Genomic DNA, 22761 nt, shown 5'->3' with positions numbered 1-22761 from the left:
TCCAAAAAGTCGTTTTTTTGGACGGAAATAGCATACTATTCTGTTGAGTTTTATCCTAGAATGAATGAAAACCATCTGATGGAAAAACGAATCTACAGCCTCCCCGAATCCTTTACCACATTGATTGAAGAAAAATTAAAGAGATATAATTTGAGTCTATCGAATTCAAAAAAAATTGCCGATGCGGTTCTTTTTATGTCAGATTTTTATATCAACAATCCCCAGTTGGCAACTCCCTGGAACGAGAGATATACTTGGATCGCTCAATTAGCTTATTATTTTCCACTCAATTACTTACGAAATCATGCCGTCATTCAAGAAATGAAAAGACACTTCCATATTCAAAACTTTTCAAAAATTGTTGATTATGGTTCGGGCTTGGGAACCAGCTCCTGGTGCTTTCAAAATGAAAAACTGAATTCACCTATTTTTCAATTTGAAACTGAAATCAAACTTAAAAACTATTGGGATACAGCGCCTTTTTATTGGTTACCAAACAGTGAATCTTTGCTTCTGAAAATTGATCGAAATACGCTCGGGGTTTTTTCCTATTCCTTAACTGAAGTGAACGATAGTCTATCCTTACTTGAGAAATTTAATTACTTAATGATCCTAGAGCCCTCAACTCAAAGTGATGGGCGAAAATTGATGCAATTAAGAAAAGAACTGATTCAAAAAGGTTATCATATAGCGGCCCCCTGTGTGCATCAGGAGGATTGTCCACTTTTAGAGAAATCTAAAAAAGATTGGTGTCATGATCGCATTCATTTTCAAAAACCAGATTGGTTCCAAAAGCTAGAGAACCAGCTTCCCATTAAAAACGAAACCATTACTTTTTCCTATCTAATAGCCTATAAAAAAAATCAAAGAGGAAAAATCGTAAAGTCACCTACCCCTTCAACACATTTATTTGCTCCTTCTGGGACAAAAAGTGAGCCTTCGGATTTACAACTTGCCAGATTAACTGGCGATTTGCTCAATGAAAAAGGGAAAAGCAGGCAGCTGGTGTGCTACAATTCAGATCGAATGTTTTTCACATGGCTTCATAAACAAATCAAACCTCAGGAAATAGGTCGTGGGACTTTAGTTTCTATCCCAAAGGATGTGACGTTCCTGTCGAATGAGCTGAGGCTTCATCCAGACTCAAAAATTGAAGTTACTTGAGTTTCCAAAATAAATATTAATATCTCCCTAAACAATTTCTTATTTTTGCACGCCGTTGTTTTACAAATTATTTCTGAGATTAACCTTGCCTTTTCACCTAAGGCTAAGGAGTATCTATAGCGTTAATATAAGGGGCAGTGAAAATATATCCACTGAAATAAAATGAAAAAAATTTTTTTATTTGTGTTTTTTTCTTCGATCTTGGTTTTTGCTAACTATTCTTCCAAACGAACCCATGAAGGCTATTTTGTCTACGGTAAAGAAAATATAAAATACCTTTCACCCTACAACACTCTCTCTATTGATCACGTTTCGGCCTATGGATTTGAAGTCTATGGTCCTCCAGGATTAGGAAATTACCTTCAACGTATTCAAGTTAGATTTGTGGTTTTACCGACGGGAGCTCCTCCCTTCAGAGCTCCCTATGCCACACCTGAACAAGTCGGTGATCGCCTAAAAACAGTCGCGACGAATTACCCCAATTTAGTTAAGATGTTTTCCATAGGAAAATCTGTTAAAGGAAGAGACCTTTGGGTTTTAAAATTGGCTCAGAATGTTCAAAATGATGATCAGAGGCCTGAATTTAAATTTATTGCTAATATGCACGGAGATGAAATTGTTGGAAGAGAATTGATGGTGCTTCTTATTGAAGACTTGGCACAAAACTACGGGAAAGACCCTTTCATAACAGATCTGATGAATAAAACTCAAATTTATATTATGCCCTCAATGAATCCAGATGGAGCAAAAAATGTGAGTAGAGGAAATGCCGACTATGTGGATTTAAACCGAGACTTCCCAGATTTTTCAACTGATGACAATCAAAATAAGCTTGACGGCAGAGCCATTGAAACTCAGGCCGTGATGAAATGGCAAGCTCAAAGAAAATTTGTATTATCCGCAAACTTTCATGGAGGGGCTGAGGTCGTCAGCTACCCTTGGGATACCATTCCAGATAAATTTCCTTTTTATGATCTTATTAAAAATATCAGTACCGAATATGCTTTGAATGCACCCTATATCGCGGCCTCAAAGTCTTTCAAACAGGGAATCACTAATGGTTACGAATGGTACGAGATCAATGGAGGAATGCAAGACTGGTCGTGGTACTGGCATAAGGACATGCAAGTGACCGTTGAACTTTCAAACGTAAAGTATCCCGATCCTTCAAAGACACCTTACTATTATCAACAAAATAGAAAGGCCTTACTTACCTATATTTCAAGAGTTCACACGATCAATCAATCTAGATGGGTGAGACATTAAGAGAATCAACTATACATAATGCAATATCTAAATCAAAAAAGGATTTTAAATGAGTCGTCAAATAATTAAATTTCTTATACTGACTTTTTGTTCATATTCATTCAGCGCTACTTTTGTAGATCCCATTTTACTTAACTTTATAAATAGTCGCAGCACCCAAAGCACTAAGATTGTGGCCTTGCTTAAATATGATCAAAGAGGTCTCCCGGCTCCTTCTAGATATCAAGCGGCTGGAGTCAAAAGATATTTAATGTCCCTGTACAAACAATCAGCCAAAAATGTGTTCCAAGTTATTTCCCGAAACCCTCAGGATATTAGAATTGAAAATCAGTTTTGGATTAATAACTCGTTGGGCCTAGTCGTCACTCCTCTAGGATTAAGAAAGCTCACTGAACTTCCAGAAATTGAAAAAATTTACTCCAATCGAAATATCAACTATGTTAAACCTGTCGCCGGAAGACTGGCTCCAACTCGTGGTGATGCAAGCTATCCCTATGACCTCGTAGATCTTGGTATCGATGAGCTGATGAAAACAAATCCCGAAATACAAGGACAGGGTGTTTCTGTTGGAGTTGTCGACACCGGAGTTGACGGAACACATCCCATTCTTGCTGGAAAAGTAGCTCTTTTTTATGACTCTGTTGCCAAAAAAATTACACCACCTATTGATCGAGATAAACATGGAACCCATGTTTCGGGCACTATTGCTGGTGGAGATAGGGCCTCCAATAAAATTGGCGTTGCTCCTGGAGCTAAAATCATAGGAGCTGCCGCTCTGGATGGCTATGATAATATGTTGGAATCCATGCAGTTCATGTTGGATCCAGATGGCAATCCTGACACGCAAGATTCTCCGCGTTTAGTCAGCAATTCTTGGAATGCCGGTGGCGCTCCTGATATTGAACTCTTCTACCGCGCTATCAATGCATGGGAGGCTGCAGGCATCCTACCCGTATTTTCTGCTGGCAATGCTGGCCCTGGAGCAGGTTCTATCACCACTCCTCACGAGCACCCTTCTGTTCTTGCTGTAGGAGCTACAGGCAAAGATCAAAAAGTTGCTAGATTTTCTTCAAGGGGACCTGCAAAGTTTCAAGGTAAGTTAATTGAAAAACCAGATTTTACAGCCCCTGGTGTTGACATTGTCTCTTCCATTCCAGGAGGCAGCATGGCTTCTTTTTCTGGAACCTCCATGGCCTGCCCACATGTTTCAGGTGTCGCAGCCTTGTTGTACCAGGTAAATAAAAACTTCACTCCTGGTCAGATAAAGGAAATTATAATGAAAACCCTTCGTTATGTGGATGGCTCTGGAAATCCAATAGCAGCTCCCAAATGGGATGCTGCCTACGGTTTTGGCCGAGTCAATGCCTTCGCCGCTGTGAAAGCCGCCTTGAGTTTAATTGGGAGAAATCGCTTTCAAGTCTCTGTTCAATCTTTTGCACCTGCTTTAGCTCCAAACACAGCGACATCTTATTACCCAACAAACCTGATGGCTCCTAACTTTTCGGTCTCCGATTTAACAGCCCCTTACCCAACAGAAACAAGACAATGGCTGGTGGTAAATCATTAAGATAATTTTGATATCTCTTGAGATAGGTTAAATAGAAATGAAAAAGGATTTCTCGAATCATCTGAGTCGAAGAAAAGTTTTATTTACAGCTAAGAAAAAAATTAGTTTGGCGTTGATGTTTAGCATTTCAAAACCTCTTTTCGCTTTTGAAAAACTGTCTAAAATTGTACTGAAAAAAAATACTAAAGATAATAAAAATAGCAGTTTTAATGCAGTTGGTTTTGGCAGAAAGCCTAGTTATAATTATAATAGACCTCAACCTGAACTTATTTTCCATACTTCTGAAATTGTCCTAATTACCAATCAGCAAAAATACTATTCTATAAAAGTTTCCTTTTTACCTCACTCTATTATTCAGAATCTCAAAAAACCCAACATTGTAACTATTGTTCCGAAATGGGGGCATAAAGCTGTTGAATATAATTTATTTACAAAAAAAATAACATCAACATGCGAACTTGAAAAATATTCACTTTTTTTTGGACATGGTTTTTATAATCCTGATGGGAATAGTATCTATTTAAGCGAACATAGCGAGTCTACCTCAGAATCATACATAAGCCAATGGAAATTAGACACCAGCACTGCAAAAAGAATAAAGAATATTAGAACAGGAGGACTACGAGTTCACGATTGTCAACTTTCATTAGATGGGAAATATATTATCGCAGCAAATTCTTCATTCAGTCAAGATTCAAAAATAAAACCTTCACTTGCATGGATTGATATTAAAACCAATAAAATTGAAACTCAACTTTATTTTGAAACCTTTGGACCTACTCACTTCTATCAAACGACTGATGGATATTTTATATACGGTGGTGGGGCTAGTCTACCAGGTAGCGAAAAATTAGAGGCCATTTTGGGAGTAGTCACTCCTGAAAAAAAAATAGTCCCCTTGAAGGTTCCACAAGAAATGAAGGCTTTTTTTTATGGTGAAGCTTTAAGTCTAATAGCTAATGAACCCAACAATATTGCTTATGCATCCTTACCGTCGTCTGATTCTGTATTTGCTTTTAATTATTTGACAGGTAAATTTATAAAACGTCTAAATATTAAGGCTGCCCAAGGGCTTTCTCTTTCGGATGATAGGTCAATTCTGATGGTATCCTCCGTTGAAAATTATTCTGAACTTTATAAGTTCAACTCTGTTAGCTTCGAACAACTTCCTATGACAATTACGCCCAAAAAATTAAATGAATACGAATATAACTGGGGCTCCCATATCTTTAAATTAAAATATTTAGAAATTTAAATTCTTCTTAAATTAAAACAATATTGAGAATATCTTAGCTATGAAGACGTTTTTTGTTGTGTAATTAAACTGATGTTCAGTATATTACCTTAAATGAGAAATTTACAAAATAAATTTTTACGTTTGCTTTCTACTTTTTCAAAAATAGAATTACTCGTTGGTGGCATTTCTGTTTTTATATTAGTCGTTTTTTTATTTAACTATTTAAACAATAGAGAAAAAAGCAATCAGATCGTATCAAAACCACTTATTAAAAAGTTTATTAAGCAACCTATCCAGTCAAAAGAAAAGTTTCAACTTAGTGAACCAGTTGAAACTAACTTTTTTAATCAAAATTCTGCTTTAAAAGCACCCATTTTTTATAAAGAAAATGACTCTTTATGTTTAAATATTAAAGACAACATTTTTTTTCTCCCAAGACAATTGGCCCCCGCTATTACGAAAGATAGAAATTATATTTTTTTCTTACCTACCGAATACTCTAAGTGTCTTAAACCAGGGAATATAAAATTTTGGGTTATTGAATATGACTCTCACTCGCAATTTCCATATAGATTTTACTTTGAGATGGAAGCAATTATCAATGAGGTAAATATATATAAAGCGAGTGATTATCATGAAAACAATGCCTTTATTGAAACAAAACTCAACATGTTAAATTCTCTTTTTCCACATTTTAATTTGAAATCAATATCAAGAATTAGAATTTCAGAACCAACAGTCACCAAAAAAAACTTCAGCCTAAATAATAGTTTCGTTTTACTTGGAACGGCTTTAAAAGAAGATCCTGGTTCAAATGGTGTTCTTGTAGATGAAAAAAATATCCCAAACTCCATGACTAGGGATACTTATGTTTCCCCAACTAATATCCATATGCTTGAAAAAATAAACGCCTGGAAGGAAAGTACAAATGTTTTTATAAGTGATTCTTCTAGTGATCTTAGTATTTTGAACTTAGAAATTGCTTACTTTTTCAAATTTAAGAAACGTCCATTTTTATATTTTAGAAATAAAAAAATAAAAATATTAAATAGTTCATTGAAAGAAATTCATGCGAATTTTATTCTAAATGCTAACTCAAATTACCTTTTCGTAGACTTAAGACCCTTAAAAGCAGCTAAAAATTTCAATTTATCAAATCAGATAAAAATTAATGCAAAGTTAAATGGAGCCGCTTATTACGGGGCAGTATTATACAAACTAGAACGATATCCTGAAATCCAAAAAGAAACAATCGAGTTCTTCTTGAAGAGCATTAAAGAAAATTTAGATCTTTTTAATTCAAAGTATTTAGTCTTGATTGGACTAACTGAAAATGATCCTTTAGTTGAGTTATTTTATGAACTCTTATCTGATTTTCAAAAATCAAATGCTTATGTTTTAAAAGAAGGATATTTCGATTTAATTTTGAGAAATTATTTTTTTAGACCAAAATATTTCTTAAATAAAGAAGATGAAAATATTTTTCTTAATGAAGAACTAATAGCGCCCTATTTACTTTTTAGACCTTAAATTTGAAAAACAAACCCACGTGAACATGCCAACCCAAAGAAGCAGATAAAAACTATAAAAATAATTGTATCGGTTTAGAATGAAGGTTTGAATTGAGGTATTCTCAATGACTCTATCTTTAAATATAATACTATTCATAGCTTGCATTTGGAATGTTTGATTACCCGTTACTGCGTTATGCTTTGGATAACCAACTAATTTATCACTTTGATTTTTTATCCATTTATTTTCACCAAATAAAGAAAACTTTAATTCACATGCATTAACTTCATTTACAATTTCGTAAAATGGATTTCCATTAATAGATTGATACAATATCCATTCTACTTGAGTACTTGTATTTTTCTCACACTGTATCTTTATTCTTTCAAGTATTAATCGAGGGCTACATCTATGCATTGAGCTCGTATTTTGCTCTATTTGTTCTTGCCGAAGACCATTAATTATTTTAGTTGTTTTATTAACGCATTGAAAATTTGCATCAATCATATTATAAGCATATCCTTCAAATCTTAAAGTTCTTTTTTGATCTTCACTGTATAATAATGGGATCACCTGAAAAAAAATAACTACCCCGAAGAAGAGAATAGATAAGGGTGAAATTTTCAAAAATTTCTTTTCTTCAGACAGTTTGCCTAAGAATAAAGAATACAAAATAAGTATACAACGTGTAGGATAATAATACCCAACCAAAACTACAGAATAGACATGAAAAAAAGTCCATAAAACTAAACTCATTTTTCGATACTTTTCACTTAATAGTCCCCAACTTAGAAAAATTTCAAAAATAATTACTGATTGAGTTAAAAATGGAATAAAAATTTTAGGCACCAGTGGAAGTCCAAGAGAAAGAGAAGAAAAATAACTACCAACAATCCATGATTCATGAATCTTTACAAATGCCGCTAAAAAGTAACAAATGGCCCAAGATACTTGCGCACCCCAAATTCTATCTTTTTTATTTATTAAAAAGGCAAAAGTAGGAATAAGATGAAATAACTCAAAATTGTGCATTCCTGAAAAATGCCAAACAAATTGATAAAAAAACTTAAATAACGTTAAAATCCACAAAGAACCAAAATAATATTTTTCTTTACCTTTCAAAACTCCAAAAATTCCAAAAATAATTACTGCAAATAAAATTGCAAATAAAATATTGATTTCATAAGAGTCTGGTAAGGATTTTAAATTTAAAAACGCGCGACATTGTTCCCAATGAGGCCAGCAAATTCTTGAATCTGCCTTTATAGATAAGGAATAGCTCCTGAAATCAAATAAAAATATAAAAAGAGTACACAGCGAAAATATTCTCTCATTGATTTTAATATTAGAAGATCCACTCTGCATTTTCTACCATTAGTTTAAATCAATTGCCACAGTCTCCGCCGCCATCACCACAATCACCACCACCGCCAAGTACGGAAGTTGTAAATCCTGAATTCAGATCAGTATTAAATCCAGTTGGTGGAGTTAGATTACTACTTCCATCGACTGGACACGCTCCAGCAATTCCTAAACATAGAAGAGTCCCATCTGGATTAACTCCCTTTGCATATGTGTTAGCTGGGCATTCAAAATCTATAAGCGGTTCGCAGATAATAGTACCATTTGCATTAATTCCAACAACAATATTTCCTTGAGGGCAGGTTTGATTTGCACTTGGCAAAAAACAGTGATTTGTAGCACTATCATATGAGCCACCTAAACTCTGACAATTCATAACAGCATTATTTGAAATAGTTCCCCTAATAAAATTAAAATCATATTTATTTGGGTACGGAACTAATTCTGATATGCCAGGATTAACTTGCAATGTTCCAATTACTTTAATTAGTGGGCTCATACAGGTAGCAGCCGATTCACAAATTGGACTCCACGATATTAAAAATCTAAAATCACAATTAGCACCTGAAAAAACACATGAGTTCAAATATCGATCTGTACCAAAATCATTTGCACTAGAATCAGTTAATTTAATATTATTGGAATCAAATACAGCAATCTCATGCGTTCCACTTGCGCAGGAAATCCCAGCAGATTGTAAACAAGTTAGACCATTATTGGCAATAATCCTAGTCCAAGAATTTCTTGCATTTAATAGTTCTATTATTTTTTCTTTTTGACTCACTATTGAGCTGTCTATATCTCTAATTGTTTTTTGCGTGTAAAATGCACTCAGCGCAGAAAGAAGACCAGATGAAGCAACAGCTATCAATACAGCTGCAACTAGAACCTCAACTAAGGTTGCTCCTTTCCTATTTAACAACTTGCCAAACAAATTAACCTCCTATAACTAAAAAACATCACAAACGGGATGATCATTAAAAAAACCAGTCATTGCTGAGCCTGAATTACATTTGAATGGAAATGTTCCATCCCCAAATGCTGTTGGATTTTCACACTCAACATGACCACCCTTAAGTTTTTTAACCATATGACGAGAATGCAAAGATCGACAATTTTCTGCAGAAGGCGGATTAAATCTACAATGTAAACCGCCGGCATTCATTTCTGCAGAAATACTCTCGCAAAATGCCTTTAGTCCCCCTTGATTTCCTCCCCTTACAAAGTCTAAATCTTTATGATTTAGACTTATTTCTCCTGAATTTAAATCAGTTGAAGAATTAAATACATATTCAATTTTTATTTTTATTTTTGGACTTTTGGCAATCAAATCGGCAGCTGATTTAACAGAAACACAACTTCCACTATCACATTTCCAGAATAATTTTGCCTTATAAACACATTTTGAATCTGGTGCTACTGAACTATAATTGGAGCATCTGAACCCATAACGATCAAAACCCAAACTTCCACTATTCTGTGTATAAATAGTGTTATCCGGCAAATATAATGTTAATGGTAGATAGGCTGACGAACAGTTCCCCCCATTAACTAATAAACAATTTAAATTAGCATCGTTAACAACCGTTTTATACCAAGAAGCCTCATTTTCGATAACTGATGACACTTGCTCTGCTATCAATGACACAGTGGCACCATCAAAAAGTACCCCCTCACTTCTATTATTTAAACGTGATAAATTATAAAAAATCCCCCCTGTGATAACTAAAATTAAAACAACAAGACCCATAACATAAACTAAAACTGACCCTCGAGAATTTAATCGTAAATAGTTCATAATTAATTTCCTCCATCCATCGGAAGTGGTAATGGTAATGGTGGTGGCAACGGCGGTGGAGGCGGTGGAGGCGGTGGTGGAGGCGGTGGAGGAGGCGGTGGTGGTGGTGGTGGCGGAACACTTGCTCCTGGGTTTATACTAAAACCAGAAATAGCTCCCAAGGGAACAATACCCTGCATACTACTCCAGCCCACAGTTGTTGGACAATTAGTCGCACCAGTCCACATATTATAGAAACAATTTAAACCAGCCAAATAACAGCCACTTCGACAATAAAAATTTCCAGAGGAATCCACTTTATAAACAACTGATCCTAATGGACATTTAAGATTCGCAGCAATACTTACACATATTTTTGTATTTACAGAATTAATTCCAACAAAAAAACTTCCCGCCGGACAATCATTTGCCATACCAACCGTACATTGTTTTGTAGATGGGTCCCAAACTCCACTCATGGAAGCACACAAAAATTGTGTTTGCTCACCTTCAGAAGTTTTTACAATTTTAAAATTTAATAAATTTGAATTTAAAGGCGGGCCTTTGTAAAAAGCGGAAACTTGAAAATTAGCATTAATCTCATAATCTGGAGAACGACACCGCGAAACATCGATCCCACACCGTGGCGACCAACTAAGAGAATATCTTAATGGACAATCTGATGAAGGGTAAGTATTACAAGATATCCCATTCTGAGTGAATCCGCGACCTGCAGTCTGTTGAAATTTTGAAATCACTTGTGTTGCGGCTGGATTTGTTGAAGAGTCAAAAACGTCAAAAGAATATACACCGGCCGTACAATTCGAAACAGTATAAAGACAAAGCATAGATGCATTATTTGAAAGAGTATTTATAATTGCTTGCTTGTTATTTAGAAAACTCGCCAATTCATTTTTAAGTTCCTTTATAGAATTGGCAGATTCAATATTTTTATTCGTTTCTGAAGTTAATTTTAGAAGCGCACTTCCAGCTAATAGTATAACAAAAGAAAGACCTAGCGAAACAACAATTTCCATCAAAGCGAAACCCTTCTTAGGAAATTTTCTTATGACATTTTTAATTACTATTGACACAAACTACCTCACCATTTGATTATAACGGAAGGGGCTATTATGTGCACTATATTTATGTTATTTTTTTTTATTTCTGGAATTAGCTTTGCTGAACCTGCACAGATAACTATTGAATGGTCCTATAAAGATACAAAGGATCTAAAAATGCAAATATACCATGTCGACGAAAGCAAGGTAAGATTATGGGATACTAAGAATATTTCGTCTCTAAATGATACAGGACTAAAGGACATAATTAAGGACAACACCATAACCATTGAACCAAATCGAAGAAAAAAATTTGCTTTGGTCACTTATAATAACACTGATAAACCAATTTATTTCTTTGCAGCACCACATTCAACAACACCAGAAGAACTTTCTTTAGGATTGAGATTTAAATGTTTATGTGTAAATCACGCATTTAAAATTGAACCAAAAAATTACTGGATGAGGGTTGTTGAACTTAGATTGGATTCAGGATACAACGCAAAAAAAATGAGAATAAAGCACACAATAATTAAAATCAAAAAAGAAAAGGCCGAAAATATCAATCACGATCAAATTCCAGAAGAGAAGCATTGAACATAGAATTCTTTAATATCACTCATCATTTGAAATTAATTTTCTTAATTTTTCATTTGATATTGTCTGATTTAGACCAATGCCTAGATGAGCTAGCACATCAATTCTAATTTGTTTTATCCCTGGTTGAATCCTTACCCCTCCCAATTCCATTTTATCTGCCCCTATTTTACTAAAATTTTCTGACCGAATTTGCTGCTTGAGAGTACATTTAGAAAACCCATAAACCAACTTTTTAAAAACAGGACTAGCAGAAATTGATTCGTATTTAGAAAAAAATGATAATCCCTCTAAAATTAAACCAGAATGATGATCAAAATTAAACGAACTCCCTTTTCCTTCCATTGATTTATTGTAAAAACAACCTCTAAAAAAAAGAGGAGTTTCAAATGGGTAATAAAATTGCGTCAATATTATATTTAATACGTGTTTTACCTTATTTTCTATTTCCAATTGATTATTCCTATCCGAAATATTTTTATACTCATTGGCTAGTATTGAGAGAAGCCATCTAACGCTATAAACTTCATGTTTTTTATCAAAATAGAAAAAATATTTATCTATCTCTTCATTCAGCCACGATAAACTAATGCTTGATTTTTTATATGATAGATACGAAAGAGCCTCTCCAACTGCAAAAACATATTCGCGTTCTGTTAATAACTCATCTTTCTTTTGGGCGCTCCCATACCAAAAACGAAAATAAGTATCAAAGTGTTCCGAAACCAATATAGGAAGTCTAGAAAAAAGTTTATTATGTTTACTATTAATCTTGTCAATTTCAGAACTACTCAATTGCTCCTCAATTAGTCCGAGTATTGATTTACTTCCTAAATCCCATTTCTCTATTTCTGAAAAATCATATTTCTCTAAAATACTAAAACAGTAGTGATGATTTTGTGGGATCATACAAAGATATAAAACACCAAGAAGCCTCCGTGGCCTACCAACATTTTCTTTTGGTATAAGCTCATCAAGAATGTAAAATAACTCATTTGGATTTTTTTTTAATTCTAGTTCAAATAGTTGATTGATATGATGCAAGAAATCAGAAGGTTTTGTATAAAGAAGATTCTTCTCAGCTAAGATCCATTTATCCTCAATCCTATAAAAAGGGTATTCATAAAAATATTCGGCTTTATGTTCTAATCTAACTGTTTTTGATTTAAAAAAAAAATTCTCACTACCGACAATGATTTTTTTAACATTATCAAAAAGTGCAAAATGGCCTAGACTGAATGGAATCAGTGGAAAGGTGCTATCCTCTTCTGGGATAGGTATAAAAATATCGACTTGATTCTTATTAATGGTTCTTTTTAAGAATGAATTTGAACAGCGATTAAATAAAAGACAGTCTTCGGCTAAAGACTTGTTCTGATCATAGCCATTAAAAGAACTCCTTGGATCTCGAAACTCAAAAAAAGTAAAAAATTCATCGGTATAGAGCGGGACTAATGGCCACTTTTTTTCTCTGTATATTTTTAAAAATTTGCTATTATTATCTATTAATAAGAATCGTGAATTAAAACTTGAAAAGAAATACGTTAGGTGGGTAATATCCACATCATCCAAGTGGTATCTTAAGAAATTATAAGATTTCACAAGATCTTCATTTTTTCTGTAGATGAACATTGAAAATCCAGGTTCTGATTTTGTAAACTGGTCATAATAAAACAGAGAACTCCAGTACTCCCACTTGAAGTTTACGAACCTTTGTTGACTATATTTTGATTGCTGATACCATTCAATAAATTTTATGGGCTTGAATATAGTTTGTGAATCTCCCTTAAATGACTCAACTGATTTCGGGTAATAATAAACAAACCCTAAAAGCAAAAACAAAGAAACCAAATATTTACCTTTTGAGTTCAAACTATGAGTTAAAAATTCAATAAAACAAAGAAAGATGAAAAAGAAATAAACATACTCAAATCGAACAATTTTAATACTTAAGAGCAATAACAATAAACTGCTCATTTGGAAAATTCGTAATTTTGTCGTTTGCCAACGCTCTGGGACAAACAACGACATAAATAGAAAAGCCGTTAAAATCAAATGTTGATACTTCCACTCTTTAGCTCCTGCCCACTCTGTTATAAACTTTTCATCAACTAAATTGTGTTTAAGAAGTGTGATCACGTAATCGGTTTTTGCTAATCCGAACGGGAATACAAATAAGGAAATAAGAATAGCGCTTAAACTTGCAATTAAATAATCCTTACGTTTAGCTCCAAAAAAATAATCAACAAAACTCAATCCTATTACCCATATTCCGGTTTCAAAAGAAACAAGACTAAACCCAAGGGAAGCAAGAAACAAAACCGCTTTGTTTTTTCTTTTCCCTAAATTATATAAATAATATACAAAAACAAATAAGTTCAGAAACTGAGGGCGTTCCCAAAAAAGACGTTTAAAGGAATAAAATTGAAAAAAAAGGAAAAAAAGAAAAGAAGAAAAAATCAACATTGAATTAGAAAAATTTTCAGAACGAATCAATTGAAACAAGGTAAGACTTAAAAAAAGACAGGTAAGCATCTTGATCGCCAATTCAGGGTTGTAAACCAAATTTGAGATCCAAACTAAAAAATGAAAGCCAATGTGTTGATCCACATACCCATTGTGAAATTGACTTTGTTGTAAAATCCCAGAATGGTCTAAAAAATTACTAAAAAGATTTGAACCAAAAACCGAATGATAATAAGCATTTTGGCTCGCAAATGGGACAATATCTTTAACTAGTAACAATATGAAAACTAAAAAAGTTATGACTAAAATTAATTTATAAAAATAATGTCCATTCTTATTGAGAAATTCTTTACTCATATGGAACAACCTAGAACCTTTTGATTTTTAATTTTTATTGGTTGATTATTCGTAATTTCAGAAAGAGCTTCCTTTAGATACAACTTATTTGATTTATTAAAATCCACATTATTACTAATTCCCCCACTGTAGAGAAGTTGCAATTTTTTATCTAAAACATAAACGCTCGGAGTCTTTGTTGCATTTAAATCCAACGCTATTTTTTCATTTCTAACAATTGGGAAAGAAATATTTTTCTTTTTGAAAAAAGATACGGCCTCACCTATATCTTCCTCTTCATTTGCAAGGATCCCAATAAACTTAAAATCCTGTCTATACTCCTCATTTAATTTTTCAAGATGTGCTAGATGCGATTCTGTACATCCACAGGAAACACTCAGAAAAAGAATAACTATTCCTTTACTTTGCTTTTCAACTTGCAAAGTCACACGCTCGCCATTTAACAAATTTTTTTCATCTATGTTCAACTCAGCAAAGGAGCTAACACTAAGAAACAGTGCTATCAAAATGCTTCCTATAGTTATTGGAATAGACACAGCCATCCTCTAATAGTAAGGGCTCTAAGTATTAATTTTCAAAGAAAACTTTGAGACCCTCCGCGTCTTTCAAAATTCTTATATTCTCACTTACAATATTCTCATGGATTTAATTAAAAAATATTCTTTTCTTTCTTCTTTTTCCTTTCTTATTCTTCTCTTTTGCTGGAACACGGAGGCCAAAGTTGTTTCGTCTACAGTGTTTATTCAAAATGATTTCAACCTCGCCCTTGGTCGAGCTAAGTCTGAAAATAAACCACTGATGATCTACTTTTATGGTATCTGGTGTCCCCCATGCAATATTTTAAAAGAAACTTATTTTGCAAGCTCTCGGTTTCTTGAATTCAGTAAAAAGATAGTACTGCTCGAAATGGATGGCGATCTTGAAGCATCAAGCAAACTCAAATTGAATTTCAAGATCAAAGAATACCCGACTTTAATTTTCACAAACAGTCAGGGCGATGAAATCAGCAGAATAAAAGGTCTTCCTACGAAGGAACTTTTATTCAATACACTCTCTTCTCTAAAAGAAAACAAACAAATTTCCTTAATAGAATCCATTGCAAAATTCGAAAAGAAACCGACGACAGAAATTGCTTGGAAACTCATAAATTATTATTATTCAAAGAACGAATATGCTCATTCTTTAAAATATTTTCCCACAGCTATTGCAGCTCCCCTTCTGACAACACAACAACGAGATTTAATTAGCTTGATACCTCTTTTAAATCTTTATGAAGAAGACTTAATAAGCGAAAATTTGATTTCTGCGTTTAAAAACTCTATTATCACTTTCCCTAAAGAAAGCACCGTTTTAATGAAACTTGAAACCCTTGGTAACATTGGTGAGACGACTAATAATCTCGCTTTAAAAAAATGGACCCATGAATATGGTCTTGTCGTCAGTGATTTAAATTTGAAGACTCATTCATCCAGTAGTGATTTTTACTTTTTAAAAGCGGATTCATTGGCTGGTCTTGAAAAAAATGAAGAATCAAAAAAAGTTTATTTAGATACTCTGATTTGGATTGATTCAAAAATTAAGAAATCCACTTTAGATTCTAAATACAATCGTGGTTATAATTTGGAAAAAGCCTATGCCCTACAAAAGTTGGGACGCTTTTCTGAGGCTCATCAAATTTATAAAGACCTGATTTCCAAATTTCCAGAGGAGTTTACTTTCTATCACAATTATTCACGATCTTTATTTAGTGAAGGAAATTTTCAAGAGGCTTTAGAGAAGGGGCAGAAAGCACTCCAGCTATCCTATGGTGACAACAATTTAAAGGTGTCCGCCCATGTGATTGATGTCCTTGTAAAGCTAAATAGAGTTTCCGAAGCCAAAAAATTAATTCAAGAAACTCTCCTCATTTTAGAACAGAGAGAAATTAAATCCCGCCGGATTCTAAATTACATTAAAAAATTGACGACTCTCAATAGTAAATTGAAGAATTAATTAAATTTCCAATTGAACCTCCTCTTGAGAATTCCACATGGCAAGGATACTTTATGAACCATGTCCCGATTGAAAAAAACATTGAATCTACAAAAATTATTTTCTTCGACGGCTATTGCCAACTTTGTAATAAGGCCATTGACTGGCTTCTGAGAAGAGATGCGAAGAACCAATTCTTTTTTGCCTCACTTCAAGGTCAGACGGCTCAGAAATTCTTAACTGGAATTTACAAATCTGATTTTATTGAAAAGGACACCCTCATCTACTTAAGAAATCAGGTGCCACTTGAAAAGTCCACAGCTATTCTCATGATTTTAATTGATATAGGAGGGCTGTGGAAAGCCATGGGAATACTTTTTATTATTCCAAGGCCCCTGCGTGATTTGATTTACTTTTTCATTGCAAAAAATCGTTATCGTTTTTTTAAGAAAAGAACCCACTGTCGGCTACCTTCGCCTGACGAATCGAAAAAACTACTTCCTTAGTACGGAAGGAAGGAAAGAGAACACCCACTTAGTAAAAAGAACACACTCTTAGTAAATTTCAACAAAGAACTTAAAATTAGTTTCTGTTCTCATCTTTTCAATTATATCTGGATTAGTAATAACTATCGTCGCGGCACTCGCACTGAAATCAGTTGGATTCAATTGGACATACTTTCCTTTAGTCGCCCAAGATGAAAACCAGACTCTAGTGATCTCTTTCCCCGGAGCCACATCTGAGACGAGAAAGGTACTTTTTAATTGCGCCGTTACTTTTTCACCAAGAAACTTAAGAGCATCTCCATATTCATTGCTAGAAGCTTTGATATCTCTCACCACACCGTTGACAGATCTGGCTAAATTATCATAATCACTTCCCTTAGGCTTCCCAAGGTAGTTTATCTCTTGAGAGCTAAATGAAGCCATGGAAACGAAGCCATCTCCAAAAACATCATTAAATGAATTCGCAATATAAGTATCAAGTCCAGATTGATTTTCTTTTATATGAACCACTTCATTTTTTCCATTGGGCATGGAGGCACTGTAATAAGCTTCATAGTACTTATTCTTGATATATTTATTTACAAGTAAGGGACCAAAAGGATTCGTGCAGGCCGTATCCACTTCCGCTTTTGTGGCCTTGCCTTCAATATTATCCTCAGTCGCTCGAATCACTCTGCAACTAGAAACCTTGGCTGCATCTAAACCATTTAAGCCTGCAACAAATTGTTTGATGGTTTTATCTGAGACATCCACGGGGCTATTTGCCAGCGCCTTACATAAACCAGTCTGTTTACAGGTCAGCTCACAAACATCGGCATTATTATTATACGTGGCCAAATCTCTTGCCATTTCACCCAAATTAATTTTAGCCAATGATCTTCTAGATAGCTGAGTACTCACAGTGTAACTCGGATTGACGGTGCATTTAGTTCCATAAAACTCATTCATCGTCAGAGGCCTGGTGACGCCGCTCTCGGTAACTGTCATAGGAACAACATCCCTGGATCCAGTTTTGGCTTGGCATTTTTCAGAAGTACAAACTTCATTGCATGAAATGGGATCATTGATATTTTTCGTAATGATAATATCTGATAATATACTATCATAAACGATATCAAAAGATTTTGAAGCATTTACGGATTTGTTATTGCAAACTTCATAATCCTTTCTTGAATCTGATGGACCAACATAGTCAATAAGTTTATCTGGAGCACAGGCAATAGCTAAGGCATCGGGATCAGAAACCGTCTTATCAGAATAAGATATTTTTTTAATATTTGCCCAAAGTGTATTGTCGTTACCTGCGTAGGTTTTCTTAAAATACGCCTCCACTGTCAGTGCATTGTTTGAAGGATCCGCACCACAAGCCTGATAAACTTCCTCGCAGGTTAAGTTTAATAAGTTTAACGTGGTATTCATTCCACCAATTGTTACCTGAATGGGTTCAAACCCAAACCAGTGTAATTCCTTTTTAAGGGAATCAAATTCGGGAGCTCTTAATACATAATTTCTGCTTTCTGCCTTGTAAGCGGCATAAGGAACAAAAGCGATGAGATTATTCAGACACCCAAGTTTTCCCGTTGGATTATTAGATGCCCCTACCGCGCAGTGAGAAGCAATGGGAGTCTCACAAATAGCGCTGGTAGTGCCAATCTTGACAGCCGCTTCAGCATTGACAAGTGAAATAATATTATTACTTTCAACTGTTGCCGAGACAAGATCGGCATTTGAAACGATACAAGAGCTTACTTCCAGAACATTCCCATCAGGAATCATCGAAGGACTAGCTGCAGATTCATTACTTAAAATGGTACCTTGCTCACTAGCAGTACAAGATCTTGATGCTGAAAGTGAAGAATCATAGTTTAATAATAAATTCCCAAAAGAACCATCGTACTTGATTGTTTTTCCACTTCTTGTCAATTGATAGGTGACCGGAGAATTATCAAAACAAGAAACATTATAGTAAACCAAACTTGTCCCAACACCTAAAGACGGAGGAGACGGATCTTTTGCGGCTGCATACGCACTGTCACAAACTCCAGGTTTTTTTCCATCAATCGAAGCACTTTGCAAACCTGTAGAGTTTTCATAAGTAGGGTTATTTACATAGCCAGCGCCAACAAGAGTGTAGTCCGTCGTTGCCACTGACTTATTACCGTCTTTAACTCTGATATAAGTTAATAAGGTGGGATCGTTAGTGTAGCTGTACTGACCTGAAATGTTAGAAATATTTTGGTTTGAATTTGTAGTATTTGTAGCTACTACTGAACAATTTACATAACTTGTATAGGCTGGATTTGACTCAAGACTGGCAATACTTGTTTCACAAGCAGTACCGCCATAAACACCTAACTCCGTCCTTGTTTGCGCTAGAGTTGTAGAGTTGGTATCCACACAGTTTTTGTGAGCATAAGTGGTGTTTGTTCGATTGCCATCCTGAACGGCGATTTCAGAATCCAAATTGGAAACTAAACTGCAGCTTCCTGCCAAATTTATGATTTGCGCACCGATATCCGTGGTGTTCGCCGCGCTACAATTTGGATTTTCATAGCTCAAAACTTGGCCAATAGAGGCATTCACAACCGGTTTGGTAGAATCGTTTGAATTCGCATAGCTCGCATCACAACTGCTAACGGCACTCACGTTGCCGGCAATATCCTCTGACACAAAGGAATAGTTAACTACATTAACTGCTTTTTGTGAACATTGATAAGAATCATAAACATAGGAATCATTTGATTGCATCACAGACTTTAGAAAAACAGATTCCACAAAATTAATATCGCAGGTTGTGGGAGATATTCCAGAGTAATCTTGATTGAAGCTTTCATTTTTAGTTACATTAGCTACAGCACAAGATGAAACTTCGTATTGATAACTTTCAGAAGCACTGGCCAAGGCTGGCTCCAAAGATTTAATTTCACTTCGAGCAGCTATCCAACTTGGTGTGCAAGCAGAAGGATCGATATTCACTCCTGGGATATCGAAAGTCAATGGCCCTGTTCGTCCTGTTTCTACAATTTTATTACCTTCCTTTGTAAGCATTGTTTTTCTGATATAATTGACCCTTTGATATTTCGAGATAAGTCTTCTAGCTGCCGATACATTGAATATAGGAGTGACTAATTTTCTATTTGCAGCCACCCGGTGTTTTAAACTAGTTCTATCAAAAACAAATTTGTGCTTTAAGGAAACTCTATCAAAGGTATACTTGTGTTGTTTATTAATACGATTAAAACTTAAATTGTGAGACCAAGATCGAACAACTGTATTTCCTCCACGATCAACCACTTTACGAGAAAAAATAACTTTATGTGAGTTTTTATTTACCTTCAACCGAGCATGGGTCTGTTTGAATTTAACTCCACACTGACCGTCTACCTTCAAGATCTCACCGTTGATGTGCTCTTGGGCTTGTCGGATATTTTTAACATAGGGTTTTTGTACTTGAAGCTTCCAATCTCTTTTGTCGGGAGTTTCATAACTGACATTGGCTTCATTGTCTGCACAAATTCCCCTATAATAAGTTCCAGGCAAAGGCTGTTGATATTTAAATTTCTTGATGCATTCGGCGCCCACAAGATCATGTTCTTCCTCATCCGAAACCAAAATAAAGGTGGCTAACTCCCCTTTTTTAATCAGTGATTCCGTTGGGTTATTTTTTGCTTCATGAATGATTCGACCTAAGGCGCACATTCCACTTTCTTTTTCTACGACATCTGACAAAGGAGTGTTGTCCAAACTCTTACCATCAATGGCTATGGATTTAGCAAGAATTTGGTTATCAGGATTAAGTAACTCAACACGTTCCTTCAAACGACTTACAAGCTCCGCGACAGACCCACCTTTATTGAATTTAACAGATAGAATGGAAGGCTGATTAAACTGTGAAAGAAAAGCAGGGTAAAAATTAACCTCGAAAGCATCATAAATGGGAGCCACAGAAGACGGAGTCCTTACCTGCTTTGAATAGAAACCAACCATATCGCCAGCAAGTAAACCATTGGTTTTGATGACACCACTTTGAAGCGGTCTCAGAAAAGACAATAATGAATTTATAGCATTTGAGGTTTGCACGGAATAAAGATTTTCTAAAATTTTTTGATAGTCATTTTTAAAATCAATGGATGTTTTAAAAAGTTTATTATCTATATTATTTAATTGGCCTGTTGTTAAAATAAATATCTCAGAATTGTAATCTCTTAAGCCTTCACCATTTTCAGAAAACATTTTTTCAATATTACTAACTAAATTGACTTGGCTAACCCTCATTGAATCTGAATTATCAAGTACTAAAAAGATTTTTAAATCGGGAACTTGGGGTTGTTTGACATCAATATACCTGTACTCCTCAACTCTTCCAACGGCGGCTGTGTTATTACAAATTGGATGACTTGGATTGACTTGGCAGATATCGTCTGTTTCGCCGACGATCTTGGCAGGGTCGGCCTCAAGAGAGATACTTCCTTGCTGACCACAGTTTTGAAAGAATATGATACTCGCGACACTTAATACCATCCAGACCATTAGCTGTATTTTTAATTTCATATTTATCCCCAATTCCTTACAGTTAAATACTAACATCAATTTGTTTTTTGGGAATCTTTCTCAGAGAAAAACGATCATAATGATATAGAAAAAAATCATTTGTTATAAAGATTGACATCATTTTGACAAAATAATTAATCTCTGTCATAGAATTTGACATAAAGAGGAAATATGACAAATACATCTGAAGTAAAATGCCAAAGAACTCCCTTATATAAGGAACATTTATCTCTTAAGGCCAAAATGGTTGAATTTGCTGGCTGGGAAATGCCTATTCAGTATTCTCAATTAAAAGAAGAACATCTCAATGTTCGAAAAAATGTGGGCCTGTTTGATGTTTCACACATGGGTGAAATCAGAGTCAAGGGTCCAAAATCCCTGGAATCCCTTCAATGGTTAACCACTAACGACGTTTCCAAATTAAATTCTGGAGAGGCCCAGTACTCCTTACTTCCTAATTTTGAAGGAGGCTTAGTTGATGATATCATCATTTATTGCCTTGAAAAAAATGCGAATTATCTTGTCTGTGTGAACGCCTCCAATAAAGATAAAGATTTTTCTTGGATGATAAAAAATAATAAAGGTGCGGACATCACTGATGAAAGTCATTTGTGGGGGCAAATTGCAGTTCAAGGACCAAAAGCCATTTCCCTTTTAACTGAAGTCTTCCATTTTGATGTTTCTGCCCTGGTGGCATTCAAGTTTAAAATTCTAGATTACCACTCCTCGCCACTGATACTAGCCACTACCGGGTACACGGGTGAAAAAGGGGCTGAAATTTTCGTCCCTGCGGCTCTGACTTCCCAGCTTTGGCTGGAGCTTTTAACTAAAGGAGAAAAGTACGGTGTTTTACCCATTGGCCTAGGAGCCCGAGACACCCTTAGAACCGAAATGAAGTACTCCCTCTATGGACATGAGATAGACGATCAAACAAACCCTTATGCTGCGGAGCTAGGATGGGTTATTAAACCTCAGGCAAAGGATTTTATAGGAAAAGACCTCCTTCTTAAGGGAAAAGAAAAGGGCCTAGAAAAAAAACTTGTTGGCTTTAAAATGAAAGACAAAGGGATTCCCAGACAAGGATATGAATTGTACTCTCCCAAAAATGAACCCATTGGAAAAGTCACCAGCGGCACTCACTCGCCAAGTTTAGATGAGCCCATTGGCATAGGTTATGTGCGCTCCGAGTTTTCAGGCCTTGGCCAAGAATTTTATGTCGATATTAGAGGCAGAAAAGTATTGGCTCAAGTTGTAAAAACACCTTTCCTCGAAAAATAACAAAATTTTGCGATCAAATCTGACTATCGACGAACACAAAAAAATTGTTGTCGAAAATTTGATTTAAGCATATAAACTCATTCAATTAA

At 34.9% G+C, this 22761-nt stretch carries 16 protein-coding genes; 9 read left to right on the top strand and 7 right to left on the bottom strand.

Features of this window, described 5'->3' with window-relative positions:
- Positions 1-60: 60 nt before the first annotated feature.
- The 5 genes from J0M15_11345 to J0M15_11325 all read left to right on the top strand — a co-directional run bounded on the left by J0M15_11345 (position 61) and on the right by J0M15_11325 (position 6764).
- Complete coding sequence (locus tag J0M15_11345) at positions 61-1164, top strand: hypothetical protein (GenBank protein MBN8537638.1); 1104 nt, start codon at positions 61-63, stop codon at positions 1162-1164.
- A 162-nt stretch (positions 1165-1326) separates the two neighbouring features.
- Positions 1327-2430 (top strand): DUF2817 domain-containing protein, encoded by a 1104-nt coding sequence (locus J0M15_11340; protein MBN8537637.1) that lies wholly within the window; start codon positions 1327-1329, stop codon positions 2428-2430.
- Between the two features lie 49 nt (positions 2431-2479).
- Positions 2480-3997 carry a S8 family serine peptidase gene (locus J0M15_11335; protein ID MBN8537636.1) on the top strand — a complete coding sequence of 506 codons (1518 nt, stop codon included), beginning with the start codon at positions 2480-2482 and terminating at the stop codon, positions 3995-3997.
- A gap of 37 nt (positions 3998-4034) precedes the next feature.
- The gene (locus J0M15_11330) at positions 4035-5252 is read left to right on the top strand and encodes a DUF1513 domain-containing protein (GenBank protein MBN8537635.1); all 1218 of its coding nucleotides are present in this window, start codon (positions 4035-4037) and stop codon (positions 5250-5252) included.
- A 93-nt stretch (positions 5253-5345) separates the two neighbouring features.
- Positions 5346-6764, top strand: a complete 1419-nt coding sequence (locus J0M15_11325) for a hypothetical protein (protein ID MBN8537634.1) — start codon at positions 5346-5348, stop codon at positions 6762-6764.
- Here the strand turns inward: J0M15_11325 and J0M15_11320 are convergent.
- From J0M15_11320 to J0M15_11305, 4 genes are all read right to left on the bottom strand, one after another.
- Positions 6747-7868, bottom strand: a complete 1122-nt coding sequence (locus tag J0M15_11320; GenBank protein MBN8537633.1) for a hypothetical protein — start codon at positions 7866-7868, stop codon at positions 6747-6749. The genes J0M15_11325 and J0M15_11320 overlap by 18 nt on opposite strands.
- Positions 7869-8130: 262 nt before the next feature.
- Complete coding sequence (locus tag J0M15_11315) at positions 8131-9042, bottom strand: prepilin-type N-terminal cleavage/methylation domain-containing protein (GenBank protein MBN8537632.1); 912 nt, start codon at positions 9040-9042, stop codon at positions 8131-8133.
- A gap of 15 nt (positions 9043-9057) precedes the next feature.
- The gene (locus J0M15_11310; GenBank protein ID MBN8537631.1) at positions 9058-9906 is read right to left on the bottom strand and encodes a hypothetical protein; all 849 of its coding nucleotides are present in this window, start codon (positions 9904-9906) and stop codon (positions 9058-9060) included.
- 2 nt (positions 9907-9908) lie between these two features.
- Positions 9909-10979: a hypothetical protein gene (locus J0M15_11305; GenBank protein ID MBN8537630.1), complete on the bottom strand. Its 1071-nt coding sequence runs from the start codon at positions 10977-10979 to the stop codon at positions 9909-9911.
- Positions 10980-11018: 39 nt separating this feature from the next.
- Between J0M15_11305 and J0M15_11300 the strand changes: the two genes are divergently transcribed.
- A complete protein-coding gene (locus J0M15_11300) occupies positions 11019-11543 on the top strand; it encodes a hypothetical protein (GenBank protein ID MBN8537629.1) in 525 nt (174 codons plus the stop codon).
- Between the two features lie 18 nt (positions 11544-11561).
- Here the strand turns inward: J0M15_11300 and J0M15_11295 are convergent, their stop codons facing one another.
- Together J0M15_11295 and J0M15_11290 are read right to left on the bottom strand one after the other, a co-directional pair.
- Positions 11562-14366, bottom strand: a complete 2805-nt coding sequence (locus tag J0M15_11295) for a hypothetical protein (protein MBN8537628.1) — start codon at positions 14364-14366, stop codon at positions 11562-11564.
- On the bottom strand, positions 14363-14872 hold the full coding sequence (locus tag J0M15_11290; protein MBN8537627.1) for a redoxin domain-containing protein: 510 nt from the start codon (positions 14870-14872) through the stop codon (positions 14363-14365). Before J0M15_11290 ends, J0M15_11295 begins: the two co-directional genes overlap by 4 nt.
- Before the next feature lie 133 nt (positions 14873-15005).
- Between J0M15_11290 and J0M15_11285 the strand changes: the two genes are divergently transcribed.
- Positions 15006-16358 (top strand): thioredoxin family protein, encoded by a 1353-nt coding sequence (locus tag J0M15_11285; protein ID MBN8537626.1) that lies wholly within the window; start codon positions 15006-15008, stop codon positions 16356-16358.
- A gap of 53 nt (positions 16359-16411) precedes the next feature.
- Complete coding sequence (locus J0M15_11280) at positions 16412-16843, top strand: DUF393 domain-containing protein (protein ID MBN8537625.1); 432 nt, start codon at positions 16412-16414, stop codon at positions 16841-16843.
- A gap of 48 nt (positions 16844-16891) precedes the next feature.
- Here the strand turns inward: J0M15_11280 and J0M15_11275 are convergent, their stop codons facing one another.
- Positions 16892-21394: a hypothetical protein gene (locus tag J0M15_11275; GenBank protein ID MBN8537624.1), complete on the bottom strand. Its 4503-nt coding sequence runs from the start codon at positions 21392-21394 to the stop codon at positions 16892-16894.
- 171 nt (positions 21395-21565) lie between these two features.
- Here J0M15_11275 and gcvT point away from each other — a divergent pair, with 171 nt between their 5' ends.
- Positions 21566-22672 (top strand): glycine cleavage system aminomethyltransferase GcvT, encoded by a 1107-nt coding sequence (gene gcvT / locus J0M15_11270; GenBank protein ID MBN8537623.1) that lies wholly within the window; start codon positions 21566-21568, stop codon positions 22670-22672.
- Positions 22673-22761: the final 89 nt, after the last annotated feature.

The sequence above is a fragment of the Deltaproteobacteria bacterium genome (assembly GCA_017302835.1).
Taxonomy (GTDB): Bacteria; Bdellovibrionota; Bdellovibrionia; order Bdellovibrionales; family Bdellovibrionaceae; genus UBA2316.
Note: the sequence above shows the minus strand (reverse complement) of the source record. Positions and strands in the feature narration are given on the sequence as shown.